General features: G+C 57.4%; 14 protein-coding genes and 2 tRNA genes. 7 read left to right on the top strand and 9 right to left on the bottom strand.

Annotation, left to right across the window (positions count from 1 at the left end):
- Nucleotides 1-80: 80 nt before the first annotated feature.
- Nucleotides 81-623, bottom strand: coding sequence for a single-stranded DNA-binding protein (gene ssb, locus JHC09_RS14165; protein ID WP_182393905.1), 543 nt, complete (start codon nucleotides 621-623; stop codon nucleotides 81-83).
- A 454-nt stretch (nucleotides 624-1,077) separates the two neighbouring features.
- On the opposite strand from ssb, the gene uvrA reads away from it, so the two are divergent.
- Complete coding sequence (gene uvrA / locus JHC09_RS14160; RefSeq protein ID WP_199532468.1) at nucleotides 1,078-3,972, top strand: excinuclease ABC subunit UvrA; 2,895 nt, start codon at nucleotides 1,078-1,080, stop codon at nucleotides 3,970-3,972.
- Between the two features lie 177 nt (nucleotides 3,973-4,149).
- Here uvrA and JHC09_RS14155 read toward each other — a convergent pair whose 3' ends face one another.
- From JHC09_RS14155 to mgtE, 3 genes are all read right to left on the bottom strand, one after another.
- Nucleotides 4,150-4,584: a DUF1489 domain-containing protein gene (locus JHC09_RS14155; RefSeq protein WP_199532462.1), complete on the bottom strand. Its 435-nt coding sequence runs from the start codon at nucleotides 4,582-4,584 to the stop codon at nucleotides 4,150-4,152.
- A complete protein-coding gene (locus tag JHC09_RS14150) occupies nucleotides 4,581-5,258 on the bottom strand; it encodes a glutathione S-transferase family protein (RefSeq protein WP_199532460.1) in 678 nt (225 codons plus the stop codon). The genes JHC09_RS14155 and JHC09_RS14150 overlap by 4 nt, the downstream gene beginning before the upstream one ends.
- Nucleotides 5,259-5,582: 324 nt before the next feature.
- Entirely contained in the window at nucleotides 5,583-6,998 is a 1,416-nt protein-coding gene (mgtE, locus tag JHC09_RS14145; RefSeq protein ID WP_248305943.1) for a magnesium transporter, read from the bottom strand.
- Between the two features lie 118 nt (nucleotides 6,999-7,116).
- On the opposite strand from mgtE, the gene JHC09_RS14140 reads away from it, so the two are divergent.
- Nucleotides 7,117-7,464: a hypothetical protein gene (locus JHC09_RS14140; RefSeq protein WP_199532458.1), complete on the top strand. Its 348-nt coding sequence runs from the start codon at nucleotides 7,117-7,119 to the stop codon at nucleotides 7,462-7,464.
- Nucleotides 7,465-7,512: 48 nt separating this feature from the next.
- Complete coding sequence (locus JHC09_RS14135; protein ID WP_199532456.1) at nucleotides 7,513-8,106, top strand: hypothetical protein; 594 nt, start codon at nucleotides 7,513-7,515, stop codon at nucleotides 8,104-8,106.
- On the opposite strand, the gene JHC09_RS14130 is transcribed toward JHC09_RS14135, so the two are convergent.
- Nucleotides 8,045-8,659, bottom strand: a complete 615-nt coding sequence (locus JHC09_RS14130) for a LysE/ArgO family amino acid transporter (RefSeq protein WP_182395996.1) — start codon at nucleotides 8,657-8,659, stop codon at nucleotides 8,045-8,047. The genes JHC09_RS14135 and JHC09_RS14130 overlap by 62 nt on opposite strands.
- Nucleotides 8,660-8,756: 97 nt before the next feature.
- On the opposite strand from JHC09_RS14130, the gene JHC09_RS14125 reads away from it, so the two are divergent.
- Nucleotides 8,757-9,647, top strand: a complete 891-nt coding sequence (locus JHC09_RS14125) for a LysR family transcriptional regulator ArgP (protein WP_199532455.1) — start codon at nucleotides 8,757-8,759, stop codon at nucleotides 9,645-9,647.
- 72 nt (nucleotides 9,648-9,719) lie between these two features.
- Here the strand turns inward: JHC09_RS14125 and JHC09_RS14120 are convergent.
- The 3 genes from JHC09_RS14120 to JHC09_RS14110 form a co-directional block, all read right to left on the bottom strand.
- Nucleotides 9,720-9,806, bottom strand: a tRNA-Leu gene (locus JHC09_RS14120).
- Between the two features lie 208 nt (nucleotides 9,807-10,014).
- A tRNA-Leu gene (locus JHC09_RS14115) sits at nucleotides 10,015-10,101 on the bottom strand.
- Between the two features lie 115 nt (nucleotides 10,102-10,216).
- The gene (locus JHC09_RS14110; protein WP_169194859.1) at nucleotides 10,217-10,450 is read right to left on the bottom strand and encodes a FliM/FliN family flagellar motor switch protein; all 234 of its coding nucleotides are present in this window, start codon (nucleotides 10,448-10,450) and stop codon (nucleotides 10,217-10,219) included.
- A gap of 67 nt (nucleotides 10,451-10,517) precedes the next feature.
- Between JHC09_RS14110 and lipB the strand changes: the two genes are divergently transcribed.
- Together lipB and JHC09_RS14100 are read left to right on the top strand one after the other, a co-directional pair.
- Entirely contained in the window at nucleotides 10,518-11,231 is a 714-nt protein-coding gene (gene lipB, locus JHC09_RS14105) for a lipoyl(octanoyl) transferase LipB (RefSeq protein ID WP_199532454.1), read from the top strand.
- Nucleotides 11,232-11,294: 63 nt separating this feature from the next.
- Entirely contained in the window at nucleotides 11,295-11,804 is a 510-nt protein-coding gene (locus tag JHC09_RS14100; protein ID WP_169194861.1) for a DUF4282 domain-containing protein, read from the top strand.
- Between the two features lie 146 nt (nucleotides 11,805-11,950).
- Here JHC09_RS14100 and JHC09_RS14095 read toward each other — a convergent pair whose 3' ends face one another.
- Nucleotides 11,951-12,328 (bottom strand): DoxX family protein, encoded by a 378-nt coding sequence (locus JHC09_RS14095; RefSeq protein WP_169194862.1) that lies wholly within the window; start codon nucleotides 12,326-12,328, stop codon nucleotides 11,951-11,953.
- 242 nt (nucleotides 12,329-12,570) lie between these two features.
- Here JHC09_RS14095 and rimO point away from each other — a divergent pair, with 242 nt between their 5' ends.
- Nucleotides 12,571-13,896: a 30S ribosomal protein S12 methylthiotransferase RimO gene (gene rimO, locus JHC09_RS14090; RefSeq protein WP_199532452.1), complete on the top strand. Its 1,326-nt coding sequence runs from the start codon at nucleotides 12,571-12,573 to the stop codon at nucleotides 13,894-13,896.
- Nucleotides 13,897-13,940: the final 44 nt, after the last annotated feature.

The raw sequence follows: 13,940 nt of genomic DNA, 5'->3' as shown, positions 1-13,940 counted from the left end.
CATCTTCTGGCCAGTCGCAAAAGCAAAAGGGCCGCTCTCGCGAGCAGCCCTTCAAAAATTCTATGCCTGCTAAAGCGACATCAGAACGGGATATCGTCATCCATGCCGCCTGGCTCAAACACTGGCGCATTGGACGAAGGACGACGCGAAGCGCCACCCTGGTTGCCGTAGCCACCGCCGCCGCCACCGCCCTGGTTGCTAACGCCACGGAAACCACCGTCGTCCTGCTGACCACGGAAACCGCCGCCGCCACCGCCGCCTTCACCCTCGCCACGGCCGTCTAGCAGCACCATGGACGAGTTGAAGTTCTGCAGCACGATCTCAGTAGAATACTTGTCCTGACCGGACTGGTCCTGCCACTTGCGGGTCTGCAACTGACCTTCGATGTAAACCTTCGAACCCTTGCGCAAATACTGCTCAGCAACACGCGCCAGACCTTCCGAGAAGATCACCACGCGATGCCATTCAGTCTTCTCGCGCTGTTCACCGCTGTTGCGGTCCTTCCAGCGTTCAGAAGTCGCGATAGAAAGGTTCACAACTTTACCGCCATTCGGCAGGTTGCGGACTTCGGGCTCATTGCCCAGATTGCCCACGAGAATAACCTTGTTCACACTGCCAGCCATGGCAAATCCTTCCGAATTCAGTCCCGGTCTGCACCGTTACGGGACGCTCCAAGGAGGTGAGGCCATCCCCGGTGCGGGACACTCACCTAAGTCAGCCACCTTAAACCAGTCCGCCTCCCGGTACAGGCGCGCATTTCAGGTTCTTAACAACTGACTAATGTTCTCAAAATGTTCCACACCAAGGCCCGCCGGTCAAGCCCCTGCTGACACGGTCTGTCAGCAGGCTTGATGCAAGCAGACTTCCGAAGTCGCGCAGTATTCGGGGCTTGCTCAAATAAAATGTTCCCTTTACGTTCACAAAACATTTGAACCGGACTCGAAAACCTTTGCGTTGACGATCGCGTTAGCATTTCTTGCGCGCAACCCGACGCGAGCCTATGTGATGGCTTTCGCCAAATCCGTATAACTCCCATGGTGCAGCAGCCGCTGCGCCATTTGAAGCATGGACGACCAGATGAAGAACCCGCCGAGCCAAAACCGCGAAATCATCGTCCGCGGGGCGCGCGAACACAATCTCAAGGGCATTGACGTCAAGCTCCCGCGTGACAGCCTCATTGTGATGACCGGCCTTTCCGGCTCGGGCAAATCCTCTCTCGCCTTCGATACCATCTATGCTGAGGGCCAGCGCCGCTATGTGGAGTCCCTCTCTGCCTACGCCCGCCAGTTCCTCGAGATGATGCAGAAGCCCGATGTGGAACACATCGAAGGCCTGTCTCCAGCGATTTCGATCGAACAAAAGACCACCTCGCGCAATCCGCGCTCGACGGTCGGTACGGTCACCGAAATCTACGATTATCTGCGCCTGCTCTACGCCCGCGTTGGCATTCCCTATTCACCTGCGACCGGTCTTCCGATTGAAAGCCAAACCGTCACCCAGATGGTGGACCGCCTGCTTGAGCTCCCGGAAGGCACACGCCTTTATCTGCTCGCGCCGATCGCTCGTGGCCGCAAGGGGGAGTTCAAGAAGGAACTCGCTGAGCTGATGCGCCGTGGCTTCCAGCGCGTCAAAATCGATGGCGAATACCACGAGATCGAAGACGCTCCGGCCCTCGACAAAAAGTTCAAGCATGACATTGAAGTCGTGATTGATCGCCTTGTCGTTTCTCCCGATATCTCCGGCCGCCTCGCCGAAAGTTTTGAAACAGCGCTTGGTCTTGCAGAAGGCATTGCCTTTGCCGAGTTCGCCGATGAGAAGGACGACAAGGGCAATCCGCGTCGCCTGACCTTCTCCGAGAAATTCGCCTGCCCTGTTTCCGGCTTCACCATCGCCGAGATCGAGCCGCGCCTGTTCTCCTTCAACAATCCCTTCGGCGCTTGCCCGGTTTGTGACGGCATCGGCACCGAGCAAGGCATCGATGGCGATCAGATCGTCCCCGATACCGAGCTTTCGCTTAAGGACGGCGCCATTTTGCCCTGGGCCAAGACCAGCGCCCCCTATTACCAGCAAACCCTCGCGGCCGTTGCATCCCACTACGGCGCGTCAATGACCACGCCGTGGAAAGACCTGCCGTTTGAGGTTCAGCACGCCGTTCTCTTCGGCACCGGCCGCACTGCTATCGACTTCGTCTATGACGATGGCCTGCGCCAATACAAAACGTCAAAAGCGTTTGAGGGCGTAATCGGCAATTTGCAGCGTCGCTACAAGGAAACCGAAAGCGCCGGCACGCGCGAGGAAATCGAAAAATACATGTCGGCGAAGCCGTGTCTGTCCTGCGGCGGCTATCGCCTCAAGCCAGAATCCTTGGCAGTCAAAATTGATGGTCTGCACATTGGTCAAGTGACCGAAAAGTCCATCCGCAATGCCGCTGAGTGGTTCAATGAGCTCACCGACAAGCTGAGTCCGACCCAAAAGCAGATTGGCGAGCGCATCCTCAAGGAAATCCGCGAGCGCATCAATTTCCTGATCGACGTGGGCCTCGACTATCTCTCCATGTCTCGCAATTCCGGAACACTGTCGGGCGGCGAAAGCCAGCGTATTCGTCTTGCCAGCCAGATTGGCTCGGGCTTGACCGGCGTGCTCTATGTTCTGGACGAGCCGTCGATCGGCTTGCACCAGCGCGACAACGCCCGCCTTCTCGAAACCCTGCAACGCCTCCGCGATCTCGGCAATACCGTCATCGTCGTTGAACACGACGAGGACGCGATCCTCACCGCCGATTATGTTCTCGACATTGGTCCCGGCGCTGGCGTCAACGGCGGCAATATTGTTGCCGAAGGCACGCCGCAGGACATTCTAGACCACCCGGATTCCCTGACCGGCAAATACCTCTCCGGCCGCATGGGGATCGCTATCCCTGCCGAACGCCGCGAAGGTAAAACGGGCAAATCGCTCTCGCTTAGGGGTGCCACAGGCAACAATCTCAAGAATGTCGATGTCGACATTCCTTTGGGAATGTTCGTCGCCATCACCGGGGTTTCCGGTGGCGGCAAGTCGACGCTGATGATCGACACCATGTACAGTGCGATTGCGCGTCGCCTGAATGGTGCACGCGTGGTCCCCGCCCCGCACCAAAGTCTCACCGGTCTCGAATACCTCGACAAGGTTATCGATATCGACCAATCCCCGATTGGCCGCACGCCGCGCTCGAACCCTGCCACTTACACCGGTGCTTTCACGCCGCTGCGCGAGTGGTTCGCGGGCCTCCCCGAAGCCAAGGCACGTGGCTACGGCCCGGGCCGCTTCAGCTTCAACGTTAAGGGCGGCCGTTGCGAGAAATGCGAAGGCGACGGCGTTCTCAAGATCGAGATGCACTTCCTGCCCGACGTCTACGTCACCTGCGACGTTTGCAAGGGCAAGCGCTACAACCGCGAAACGCTGGAGGTCCAGTTCAAGGGCAAGTCGATCTCCGACGTTCTCGACATGACCATTGAGGAAGCCGTCGAGTTCTTCGCAGCCGTTCCAGTCATTCGCGACAAGTTCGCCACCCTGCAACGCGTCGGCCTTGGCTACGTCAAAGTTGGCCAACCGGCAACGACCCTCTCGGGCGGCGAAGCGCAACGCGTGAAACTGTCGAAGGAACTGTCCAAACGCGCCACTGGCCGCACGCTCTACATGCTCGACGAGCCGACCACGGGCCTTCATTTCCACGACGTCGCCAAGCTCTTGGAAGTGCTTCAGGAATTGGTCGATGGCGGCAATACCGTTGTCGTCATTGAACACAATTTGGAAGTCATCAAGACTGCGGATTGGGTGATCGATCTAGGCCCTGAGGGCGGCGATGGTGGTGGTGAAGTCGTCGCCGCAGGCACGCCGGAGACCGTTGCGGCGAATAAGCGATCCTACACGGGCAAGTACCTCAAGGAGGTCATCGAACGACGACCTCAATACGCGACCCGCGCAGCCGAATAGATTCAAACTCTCAACAGGGGCCACTAGGCCCCTGTTTTATATACGCTTCCCCACCACAAACCGAGCACAACCAGCCCCGCAAAGCGAAAGCCTGCGCTCACCCTGTGGTGCAGAACCATTACCCCTGCGCCCCCTTCCCCTTGCGGGGAAAAATTGAGGGTGGGGCTTAGCGCCCCGTCAGATCAGTCCCATCCGGGCCAATTCCGCAGCGATCTCCATTGAGTTATCGCCATCGTCATTGGCGCCAACACCCAGATCAGGCGGAGCGTCCTCTGGACGAAGATAGCGCCAGCCTTGGAAGGGACGCTTGGGATAGGGCACGGTCCGGATAATTTCGGGATCAAGGATCAAATCGCAATAGTTGATCCCCTCCTCGCTGGTGTGCGAGCCAAACCGCAGGATCTTCTGACGGCAACCGATAGAGCCTGCGATGACCCAATAGATCGAAGCCTTGCCTTCCATCTCGTCGCCGCGCTTGGGCGTCATACGCGTCCGGTGAACGTGCACGTCCTCGCCATAATCGGCGCCCCACCAATGAGCGCGCTCATGGCGGTAGCTTTCGAGTTCCTCCACGCTGGAAATCCCAACGCAGAGTTTAACCATATGAATCATGCCAAATTTCCCGGAGCGACACGCCCCTGAATAACGTCGATCTCATCATCGTCAACGATCCAGGGTTCCTGTAACGCCAAATTGCGCCATGTCTGAAAGGCGGGCAGCGCATAAATCGCCTCGACATAGCGACCAGCCAAATCCGACACTGGCAATTCATAGGTGCGAATGCGCGTCGCGACAGGGGCAAACATCGCATCAGCCGCCGAGAACGCGCCAAAGAGATAGGGCCCGCCCGATTTCTGCAGCAAATTCCCCCACAGCGCTTCGATGCGCGACAAATCGGTACGCACCACATCCGCATCCACCCTGCCCGGGTGCGAAGCCCGTAGGTTCATCGGGGCGTGATTGCGCAATGCCGAGAACCCACCATGCATTTCGGCTGCTGCGGCACGGGCCAATGCGCGCTCCGCCCGATCACGCGGCCAGATTGCATGCTCAGGAAATGTCTCGGCGAGATACTCGATGATGGCGATTGATTCTGGGATCAACAGCTCCCCATCGATCAGCAGCGGCACACGCCCGGTGGGTGAATGTTGGGCCAAGACATCGCGGAAATTCGGGCCGGAAAGTTGTAGAACTTCATCCTCGAAAGCGATGTCAAAATGCTTGAGTACGAGCCAAGGACGCAAAGACCACGTCGAATAATTGCGATTCCCGATCAATAGCTTCACCGCAGTCTCCTCAACCAAAAAAGCAGGGCGCCCGGTGGCCAGGCGCCCTTCCTGAACTCTTGGGAGAGACTAGTCCCGGCGTTTAAGCAACGCCAGCTACAATCGAAAAAACCAGTGCCATGGACACAAGGCACACCAGTGCCCAACTCATGGTCATCCATAGATTAGGCTTCGGTTGACTGCGCATGAGATCGCTCCTTGTCAGTCGTCCACACCAAGCCGCCACCGCGCGGCAGATGGTAAACGAAACGCTAATGACAATAGAGATGGGATGCAAGCGACCTTTCTGCAACAGTCACGCGGGTGCGTTCGCGTGACTATTTGTTAGAATAGACCGAACCACAGGCCGGCAATCCCCAAAAATGCAAAGAAGCCAACCACATCGGTAATCGTCGTCACAAATACTGCCGATGCAATCGCCGGATCCGCTTTCAAGCGATCCAGCGTTAAAGGAATGAGCACGCCGAATGTACCCGCCACGATCATGTTGATCACCATGGCCAAGGCGATCACCACACCCAATTCTGGATTGCTATAGCGGAACCAAGTCACAAGCCCTATCAGAATGGCGAAGAGCACACCATTGGCGACGCCCACCACCATTTCGCGGCGAATAAGGCGACGCAATCGCCCACCATCCAGCTCGCGCATGGCCAGCGCACGCACCGTAACAGTCATCGTCTGCGCCCCGGCGTTCCCGCCCATAGAAGCAACTATCGGCATCAGCGCGGCGAGCGCTACCATCTGCTCAATCGTGGCGTCGAAGAGCCCAATGACGAGCGACACGAACAGCGCTGTGAACAGATTCACCACCAGCCATGGCGTACGGCTCTTCACCGTGTCGACCGTGGTGTCCGAAACGTCTTCGTCGCCCACGCCTGCCATCAGGCGAATGTCTTCTTCGGCTTCTTCCTGAATAACGTCGACGATATCGTCGATGGTCAACACGCCCACAAGACGGTCGCCATTATCGACCACGCCAACCTCGACATAGTCATAGCGTTCGAAAATGCGCGCGGCTTCTTCTTGGTCGTCTTCCGCTTTTATGAGCGTCAGCTGCGTGTTCATGATCGTATCGACCTTGGCCGCACGCTGCGTCCGCAAGAACCGATCAAGCGGCAAAACGCCAAGCACCTTATAGCCCGCATCAACCACGTAGAGCTGATAGAACTCTTCAGGCAGTTCGGGCTCGGCGCGCAGATAGTCGATCGCCTGCCCCACCGTCCAAAATGGCGGAATGGCGATGAATTCCGTCTGCATCCGGCGACCGGCCGAATCTTCAGGAAAATCAAGGCTTCGCTTCAACGCCAGCCGTTCGAACGTGGGCATAGCCCGCAGAATTTCGTCTTGGTCTTTTTGCTCCAGATCTTCGAGCAGATACACCGCGTCGTCATGGTCGAGCTCGGCCACGGCGCGGGCGATTTCCGTATTCGGAATCGCGTCCATGATCTCGACACGGATGCTTTCGTCGACCTCGGTCAGGGCCGAGAAGTCGAACAAATCACCGAGAAGTCGAACCAGATGGATACGCTCTTCAGCTTCCAGCTGTTCGAGCAGGTCGCCTACGTCCCCCGCGTGCAGCGGCTCTAGGAGCGCGACCAGCGCCTCAAGCTGCTCGCGTTCGAGCAGCGCCCGAACCTCGCCCACCCAGGCAAGGCTGATCCGTCCTTCCGCATCACGGAAGGTGCTGTCGACACGGCCCAGGTCTTCACCGGACATGATTGTGGATTCGTCGCTCATAGGGAGCCCTTTTCGTGTCCTGGGGGTTTCAGGGGCGTGGCAAGCTGTACCTGTTCAATCTGCGCCGCGCCAGTGACCTGCAAAAGCTTTTCTCTTCTCTAATGTCGAGGCTATGAAAATGTCTGAGCCAATCGCCGCCCGCACTGACTTTGCTCGGGTTTACACCCTAGCTCAAGCTGCTCTGAATGATGAGATTATGGTCAAAGAGGGCATAGCGGGGCCCTGCATCGCTTACCACGACCAGATCATCGCCGAGCTGCGTGAAACCGGCCTACTGTGGCTAAAATGCCCTGCAGACCAAAAGGTTCTCCTGCTCGACATCTCGCCCGACATATATTTTGAAACCGACGAGCTCGTCGGCCAAGACGGCGTTTTCATCCGCATGACAACAATAACAGATCAAGAACTAGCACTTCGCCTAAGTGATGCGCTGGCCTCCTGTCGCAGGCCACTTTCGCGCGAATAACAAAAACACTATGACTACTTTGAGATCAGTCCCACCTCTGGAGTAGGAATGGACGTTACGACCACACTCGTGTGCCAATGCGGGCAATTTCACATGGAAGTTGTTGGCAGTCCGCTGTTGAGCGCACAGTGCCACTGCGCCTCCTGCCGAAAGGCTGCACGGGAGTTGGCGAACTTTGGCCCAGCACGCGCGCTAACCGAAGATAATGGGGGCACCAACTACACGCTCTATCGCAAGGATCGCGTGCGCTTCCCCCATGGACTCGATGGCCTACACGCCTATCGCCTATCAGCAACAGCCCCGACACGGCGCGTTCTCACGGCTTGCTGCAATTCGCCTGTCTTCGTCGAATTCACGGGTGGCCACTGGCTGAGCATCTACACCAGCATGTGGCCCATGGCCGAGCGTCAACGCCCTGACCTGCGCACGCAAATTGCCGATGCACCGGCGCAGACGAAGTTCGATCTCTCGATTCCAGCCAGCAAGTGGCACACCACAAAATTCTATGCGCGCCTGGCAGCCGCGTGGGCAGCCATGGGCTTCCGCACGCCAAAATTGAAAATCCCTGACTGGCCCCCGATCAGTCCTGCGCTTCCGGCCACAGAAGTTTCAACGCAATCAGCCACATCACCACGGCAATAGCACCCTCTAGCCAACGCCATGACGCAGGATTGGCGAACGCAGGACGCAGCAATCTTGCGCCAAATCCGAGGGCAAAGAAGAACACAAAAGACCCGGTGATGGCCCCTGCAGCAAACAGCACCTGTGCGCCGGGGAACTGGGTCGAGATCGATCCAAGCAACACCACCGTATCAAGGTAAACATGTGGGTTGAGCCAGGTGAGCGCCAAACAGGTCAGCAACGTCGCGCCTAGGCTAGCACTTGGCTTTTGCTCGTCCACCACCAGTGCCCCAGTCGATTGCAACGCTGACCGCAAGCTTTTCAGCCCGTACCAGATGAGAAAGGCCGCGCCCGCAAAGCGCATGCCGGTCTCCAGCCACGGCAAAATCGCGGCCACATGACCAAAGCTCGTCACCCCGAGCGCGATAAGCAGTGCATCCGATATGGCACAGGTCAGCACCACCGCGAGCACATGCTCCCCGCGCAAGCCTTGCCGCAACACGAAGGCGTTCTGCGCGCCGATGGCCAAAATCAAAGTGAGGCCAGTCGCCAAGCCTATGCCGAACACGTCCATTGCGATTCCTTCAGTGAGCACCTGGCCCTTGCCTAACGACCGTCCAATCAATTAGGCCAGTGAAAGAAATTGCATCGCCATTAGGAATGCTAATGCCATGATTGACTATCCTGCAGCACACGCCGTTGCCATGGTGGTGCAAACTGGCAGTTTCGAGCGCGCCGCGCAAAAGCTCAACATCACGCAGTCAGCCGTATCCCAACGGGTGCGCCAGCTCGAAGAGCGTCTGGGCGCTGTACTCATCGAACGCGGCACACCCTGCATTGCGACTGAAAAGGGCGCTTGGCTCTGCCGCCATATGGAATTGGTTGGCTCCCTCGAAAACGACCTCCTGACCCACCTGCCCTCACTTGGGCACACAGCCAAGCAGCTCACGCTGGACATCGCCGTGAATACCGATAGCCTTGCGACCTGGTTCATCCCCGCTGCCGCCGCATTTTCGGCGACCAGCTCCAACGTCCTGAACATCACCATAGACGATCAGGATTTCACGCATGATTGGCTGCGCCGAGGCCGCGTGCTCGCCGCAGTGACATCAAAAGCGGAGCCGATCATCGGTTGCGATGTCATCAGGCTGGGCAAGCTCCGCTACCACGCCACGGCGAGCCCGCAGTTTTATCAGCGTCATTTTTCACAGGGCGCAACTGCAGCAGCCCTCGCGCATGCCCCAGTCGTGACCTTCAATCAGAAGGATCAGCTGCAACGGGATTGGCTGGTGACTAATTTCGGCACAACGGTCTCGGGGCCGACGCACTTCATCCCGTCCAGCCATGGTTTTGTGGAAGCCTCGCTCGCCCACATGGGCTGGTGCCTTAACCCCACCGCGTTGGTGCACGATCATCTGACCAGTGGTCGCTTGGTAGAACTGATCCCCGGAGCAACGCTCGACGTCGATCTCTATTGGCAAGTTGGTCGCCTCGCCGCCAAACAGTTCGCAGGCCTCACTGCAGCGGTTCAGCGCGCGGCAGCGTCAGGGCTCGTCACCTAATCATTGTGATTGTTGATATGCCCAAAAACTCAAAACCCCGCCGATCCGAAGATCGCCGGGGTTTTTGAATAATGGTGCGGTCGAGAAGACTCGAACTTCCACGCCCTCTCGGGCACAGCGACCTCAACGCTGCGCGTCTACCAATTCCGCCACGACCGCACATTCTGGTAGAAGTTGAACCGCATCTGCGCTTCAACGAGGAGGGGTTTAGCAAAGGCTTTTGGCCTTAACAAGCACCCCGAGCCTCTGATCACGACCTATTTCAATCTTTCCACAACGGAAGTCGAAAATGGAAAAAGATAGGAAAATCAGAGCCATGAAAACTCAAAACCCCGCCGATCCGAAGATCGCCGGGGTTTTTGAATAATGGTGCGGTCGAGAAGACTCGAACTTCCACGCCCTTTCGGGCACAGCGACCTCAACGCTGCGCGTCTACCAATTCCGCCACGACCGCACATTCTGGTAGAAGTTGAACCGCATCTGCGCTTCAACGAGGGGGGATGTAGCAAACGGTTCTGGGGACCACAAGCGTTTAAATTCGAAAATCCTCAGCCTGTGGAAGTTTCCCACTACCCTGCTTTAAAAGTCTTTTCCTTGACGAAAACGCGAAGGCGCCCGTCTTCGACATTCACCTCGCCTTTAGCCACGAGCGTATTATTGGCATAAATGCGCAGGGGATCATGTTCAGTGGTGTCGAGTTCGATCACAGCACCGCGACCCATGCGCAGCAAATGGTGGATCGGCAACGTGGACGCGCCGAGTTCCACGGTGATGTCCACTTCAATATTGTCCAGAGTGCTCATAGATAGGTCTTAGGCTCGATCTGTTAGTGTCGCGCAGCTTCTACCTTAAATTCGGCCCAGCATGGTTATGAAAGTGTTAACAACCAACAACGAAGCGTGTCAGATCAAGTCAAAGCTCCTTCGCTCGGATGATCAGGCTGTCGAATGGACCATCTTCGATGCGCCACTGGATTATCCAGAGGCTCTGCGCATGATGGATGAGCGCGTAGCAGCGATTGCATCAGGCGAGGCTTCTGAGGCCGTCTGGCTCTTGGAGCACCCTCCCCTTTACACCTCTGGCACCTCCGCACGCCCTGAGGATCTGCTCACCGCGCGGTTCCCGGTCTATCCCGCGGGCCGAGGCGGTCAGTACACCTATCATGGCCCCGGCCAGCGCGTTGCCTATATCATGCTCGACCTCACCCAACGCGGGCGCGACATTCGCTGCCTCGTCCAGGGGCTAGAGCAATGGGTCATCGACACGCTTGAAAGCCACAATGTTAAGGGCGAGCGTCGCGAAGGGCGGGTCGGCGTATGGGTGCAGCGACCTGAAAAAGGTTTAGGGCGTGAAGATAAAATCTCAGCCATCGGTGTTCGCGTGCGCAAATGGGTGACGTTCCACGGCATCGCGCTCAACGTTTCGCCTGATCTCAGCCACTATAACGGCATTGTGCCATGCGGAATCACCGACCAAGGCGTCACTAGTTTTGAGGACTTGGGGCTTCTGGTGAGCATGCCCGAAGTAGATTCGGTTCTACGCACCCGGTTTGAAGCTATTTTCGGCGCAACAACAGTGGCGTAAAACCTTGCCATAGGGCACTTGGACGAACACCTTTAGACCGTCCGCGAATCGAGGAGCTGACTTATGAAATTGGACGATATTAAACGCCTACTCACCCGTCAGACCCTGTTCCGGCTGGACGCGATTCTGTCGCCCAAGCTCATGCCGATTTTCTACGCCCTTGGCCTAGCCGGTATTCTGCTCTGGATTGTGAGCCACTTCTTCTTCCGCTTCTCGCAGGGCTTTGGGAACGGCCTGTGGGGCATTCTGGAAATCGCCGTCTTTGGTCTATTGGCCTTCGTGGCGCTGCGCATCCTTTGTGAAGCTCTTCTCGTCTGGTTCAAGAATCACGAAACCGCTGGCGACACGGTCCAGCGCTCGCGGTACTCGGCATCCCTGCTCGATGAAGTCCGCGACGCTATTCGCGATCTTGCCGAAGAAGGCGAAGACGACCGCGATTATGCTGAAGCTGCTGAATATATGACGCCAGCCACCGAGCCCGCGCCCTATACGCCGCCAGCATCGACCCCGCTGAACCCGGAAGACGCTGTTCGTTCGCCCTCCACCAAACCCGGCCAGACACACGGAAGCTAACCTTAGCGCCCCCCCTCCCGCGCCTTACAAAGAGACCCCCACAGGCTCTCTTTTTTTATTGGTCGCACCGCCACACGCTCCCAACAGCAGACAAAAAAAGACCCCCGGCCGAAGCCGAGGGTCTCTATCAGCACCGAGGGAGGCACTTATTTCTTGTTAACGCTCCAAGCGCCAGGACCTGCAAATACAAGGTAAAGGAACACGAAGCAGAACAGGATTGCCGCGTCACCACCGTTGTTGACCGGGAAGAAGTTCTGCGGCGCGTGGCCCATGAAGTAAGCGAAAGCCATGGTACCCGAAGCGATGAATGCCGCTGGACGGGTGAAGAAACCAATAGCGATCAGGATACCGGTGACGATCTCGATAACGCCTGCCCAGAAGAAAATTGTATCAGCGCCTGGCTGGAAACCGCCAGCAGGAAACGCCATGAGCTTCTGTGTGCCGTGAGCGAGAAACAGCAATGCGGCCATAATGCGCAGCACAGCGAGGGCCTGCGGCGCGTATGCGGAGAGACGGTCGAACATGGGAACTCCAATAATGCTGCGCCAACTCGGCGCGCCAGTCGCTAAAAGGTAATCGAACAACGCTGTTCTAATAAACCACACTGTTACAGACGCACTGTTCACGCATTAATTCCATTCACGAGCCCGTGATCCGCTTTCGCTGCACAGCTGATCATCGGTAAGTGACGGCCAGTCACATTGCGTAACCGTGCAGAATTCTGTATGACGCGCCATTCTCTTACTTAGCGGAATTCTGCACGCGCATGACTCAGGCGCCAAAAATCGGACTCGTCAGCCTCGGCTGCCCCAAGGCGCTTGTGGACAGCGAGCGCATCATGACCACGCTTCGGGCGCAGGGCTATTCGTTTAGCCGCGACTATGCAGGCGCGGACATTGTTCTCGTCAACACTTGCGGCTTTCTCGATAGCGCCAAGCAGGAAAGCTTGGAAGCGATTGGTGAAGCTCTCAACGAAAACGGCCGCGTGATCGTCACCGGCTGCCTCGGCGTTGAAGAAGGCCTCATCCGTGAAACCCATCCGAACGTGCTCGCCATCACCGGCCCGCACCAGTACGAAAACGTGGTTTCGGCGGTTCATGAGCACCTGCCCCCAGTTCCAAATCGCTTCGTCGATCTGGTCCCGGAGAGCGGTCTCAAGCTCACGCCTCGCCACTATGCCTATCTGAAGATTTCGGAAGGCTGCAACAATCGTTGCTCCTTCTGCATCATCCCTCAGATTCGCGGCGATCTCGTCTCGCGCCCTGCGGCCGGCATTCTCGGCGAAGCCGAGGGCCTCATCCGCGCTGGCGTCAAGGAACTGCTGGTTATCTCGCAGGACACCTCGGCTTACGGCGTCGACCTGAAATACGCGACATCCAAGTACCGTGGCCGCGACGTGAAGGCGAAGTTCTATGACCTCGCCAAGGAACTCGGCGAGCTCGGCGCATGGGTTCGCATGCACTATGTCTACCCATACCCACATGTCGATCAGGTGATTGAGCTGATGGCCGAAGGCCTCGTTCTGCCCTACCTCGACATTCCGTTCCAGCACGCTTCGCCAAACGTTCTGCGCGCTATGAAGCGCCCAGCGAACCACGAAAAGACCCTCGACCGGATCAAGAAGTGGCGCGAAATCTGCCCAGATTTGACCATCCGCTCGAACTTCATCGTGGGTCACCCTGGTGAAACCGAAGAAGATTTTGAATTCCTTCTCGACTGGATCGAAGAAGCCGAAATCGATCGTGCTGGCTGCTTCAAGTACGAACCAGTGACAGGTGCTCCTGCCAACGATCTGCCGGGCATTGTTCCGGAAGAAGTAAAGGAAGAGCGCTTCGCCCAGCTCATGGAAGTGGCACAGGACATTTCCTACCACCAGCTGAGCAAGAAGGTCGGCCGCACCATCGACGTGATCGTTGACGACGTTCAGCCCGAGCAGAACCGCGTTATCGCGCGCTCTAAGTGGGATGCTCCGGAGATCGACGGCCAAGTCTATGTCGACAATGCTGACGGCATCAAGATCGGCGACATTGTTTCGGTCACCGTGACCGACAATGACGAATACGATCTCTTCGCAGTCCCTGCTGCAAAATAGTCAAACAGCTATCAGCAGTAATAAAAATTCAAAATGCCGGCACA

This window comes from Devosia sp. MC532 (assembly GCF_016461625.1).
Taxonomy (GTDB): domain Bacteria; phylum Pseudomonadota; class Alphaproteobacteria; order Rhizobiales; family Devosiaceae; genus Devosia.
The sequence above is the reverse complement of the archived record's forward strand: the minus strand, read 5'-3'. Positions and strand labels throughout refer to the sequence as shown.

Excerpts from the sequence above, each read along its gene's own strand:
- ssb (WP_182393905.1), bottom strand. The coding sequence starts at position 623 with ATGGCTGGCAGTGTGAACAAGGTTATTCTCGTGGGCAATCTGGGCAAT.
- uvrA (WP_199532468.1), top strand. The coding sequence starts at position 1,078 with ATGAAGAACCCGCCGAGCCAAAACCGCGAAATCATCGTCCGCGGGGCG.
- JHC09_RS14155 (WP_199532462.1), bottom strand. The coding sequence starts at position 4,584 with ATGATTCATATGGTTAAACTCTGCGTTGGGATTTCCAGCGTGGAGGAA.
- mgtE (WP_248305943.1), bottom strand. The coding sequence starts at position 6,998 with ATGAGCGACGAATCCACAATCATGTCCGGTGAAGACCTGGGCCGTGTC.
- JHC09_RS14140 (WP_199532458.1), top strand. The coding sequence starts at position 7,117 with ATGTCTGAGCCAATCGCCGCCCGCACTGACTTTGCTCGGGTTTACACC.
- JHC09_RS14135 (WP_199532456.1), top strand. The coding sequence starts at position 7,513 with ATGGACGTTACGACCACACTCGTGTGCCAATGCGGGCAATTTCACATG.
- JHC09_RS14130 (WP_182395996.1), bottom strand. The coding sequence starts at position 8,659 with ATGGACGTGTTCGGCATAGGCTTGGCGACTGGCCTCACTTTGATTTTG.
- JHC09_RS14125 (WP_199532455.1), top strand. The coding sequence starts at position 8,757 with ATGATTGACTATCCTGCAGCACACGCCGTTGCCATGGTGGTGCAAACT.
- JHC09_RS14110 (WP_169194859.1), bottom strand. The coding sequence starts at position 10,450 with ATGAGCACTCTGGACAATATTGAAGTGGACATCACCGTGGAACTCGGC.
- lipB (WP_199532454.1), top strand. The coding sequence starts at position 10,518 with ATGAAAGTGTTAACAACCAACAACGAAGCGTGTCAGATCAAGTCAAAG.
- JHC09_RS14100 (WP_169194861.1), top strand. The coding sequence starts at position 11,295 with ATGAAATTGGACGATATTAAACGCCTACTCACCCGTCAGACCCTGTTC.
- JHC09_RS14095 (WP_169194862.1), bottom strand. The coding sequence starts at position 12,328 with ATGTTCGACCGTCTCTCCGCATACGCGCCGCAGGCCCTCGCTGTGCTG.
- rimO (WP_199532452.1), top strand. The coding sequence starts at position 12,571 with ATGACTCAGGCGCCAAAAATCGGACTCGTCAGCCTCGGCTGCCCCAAG.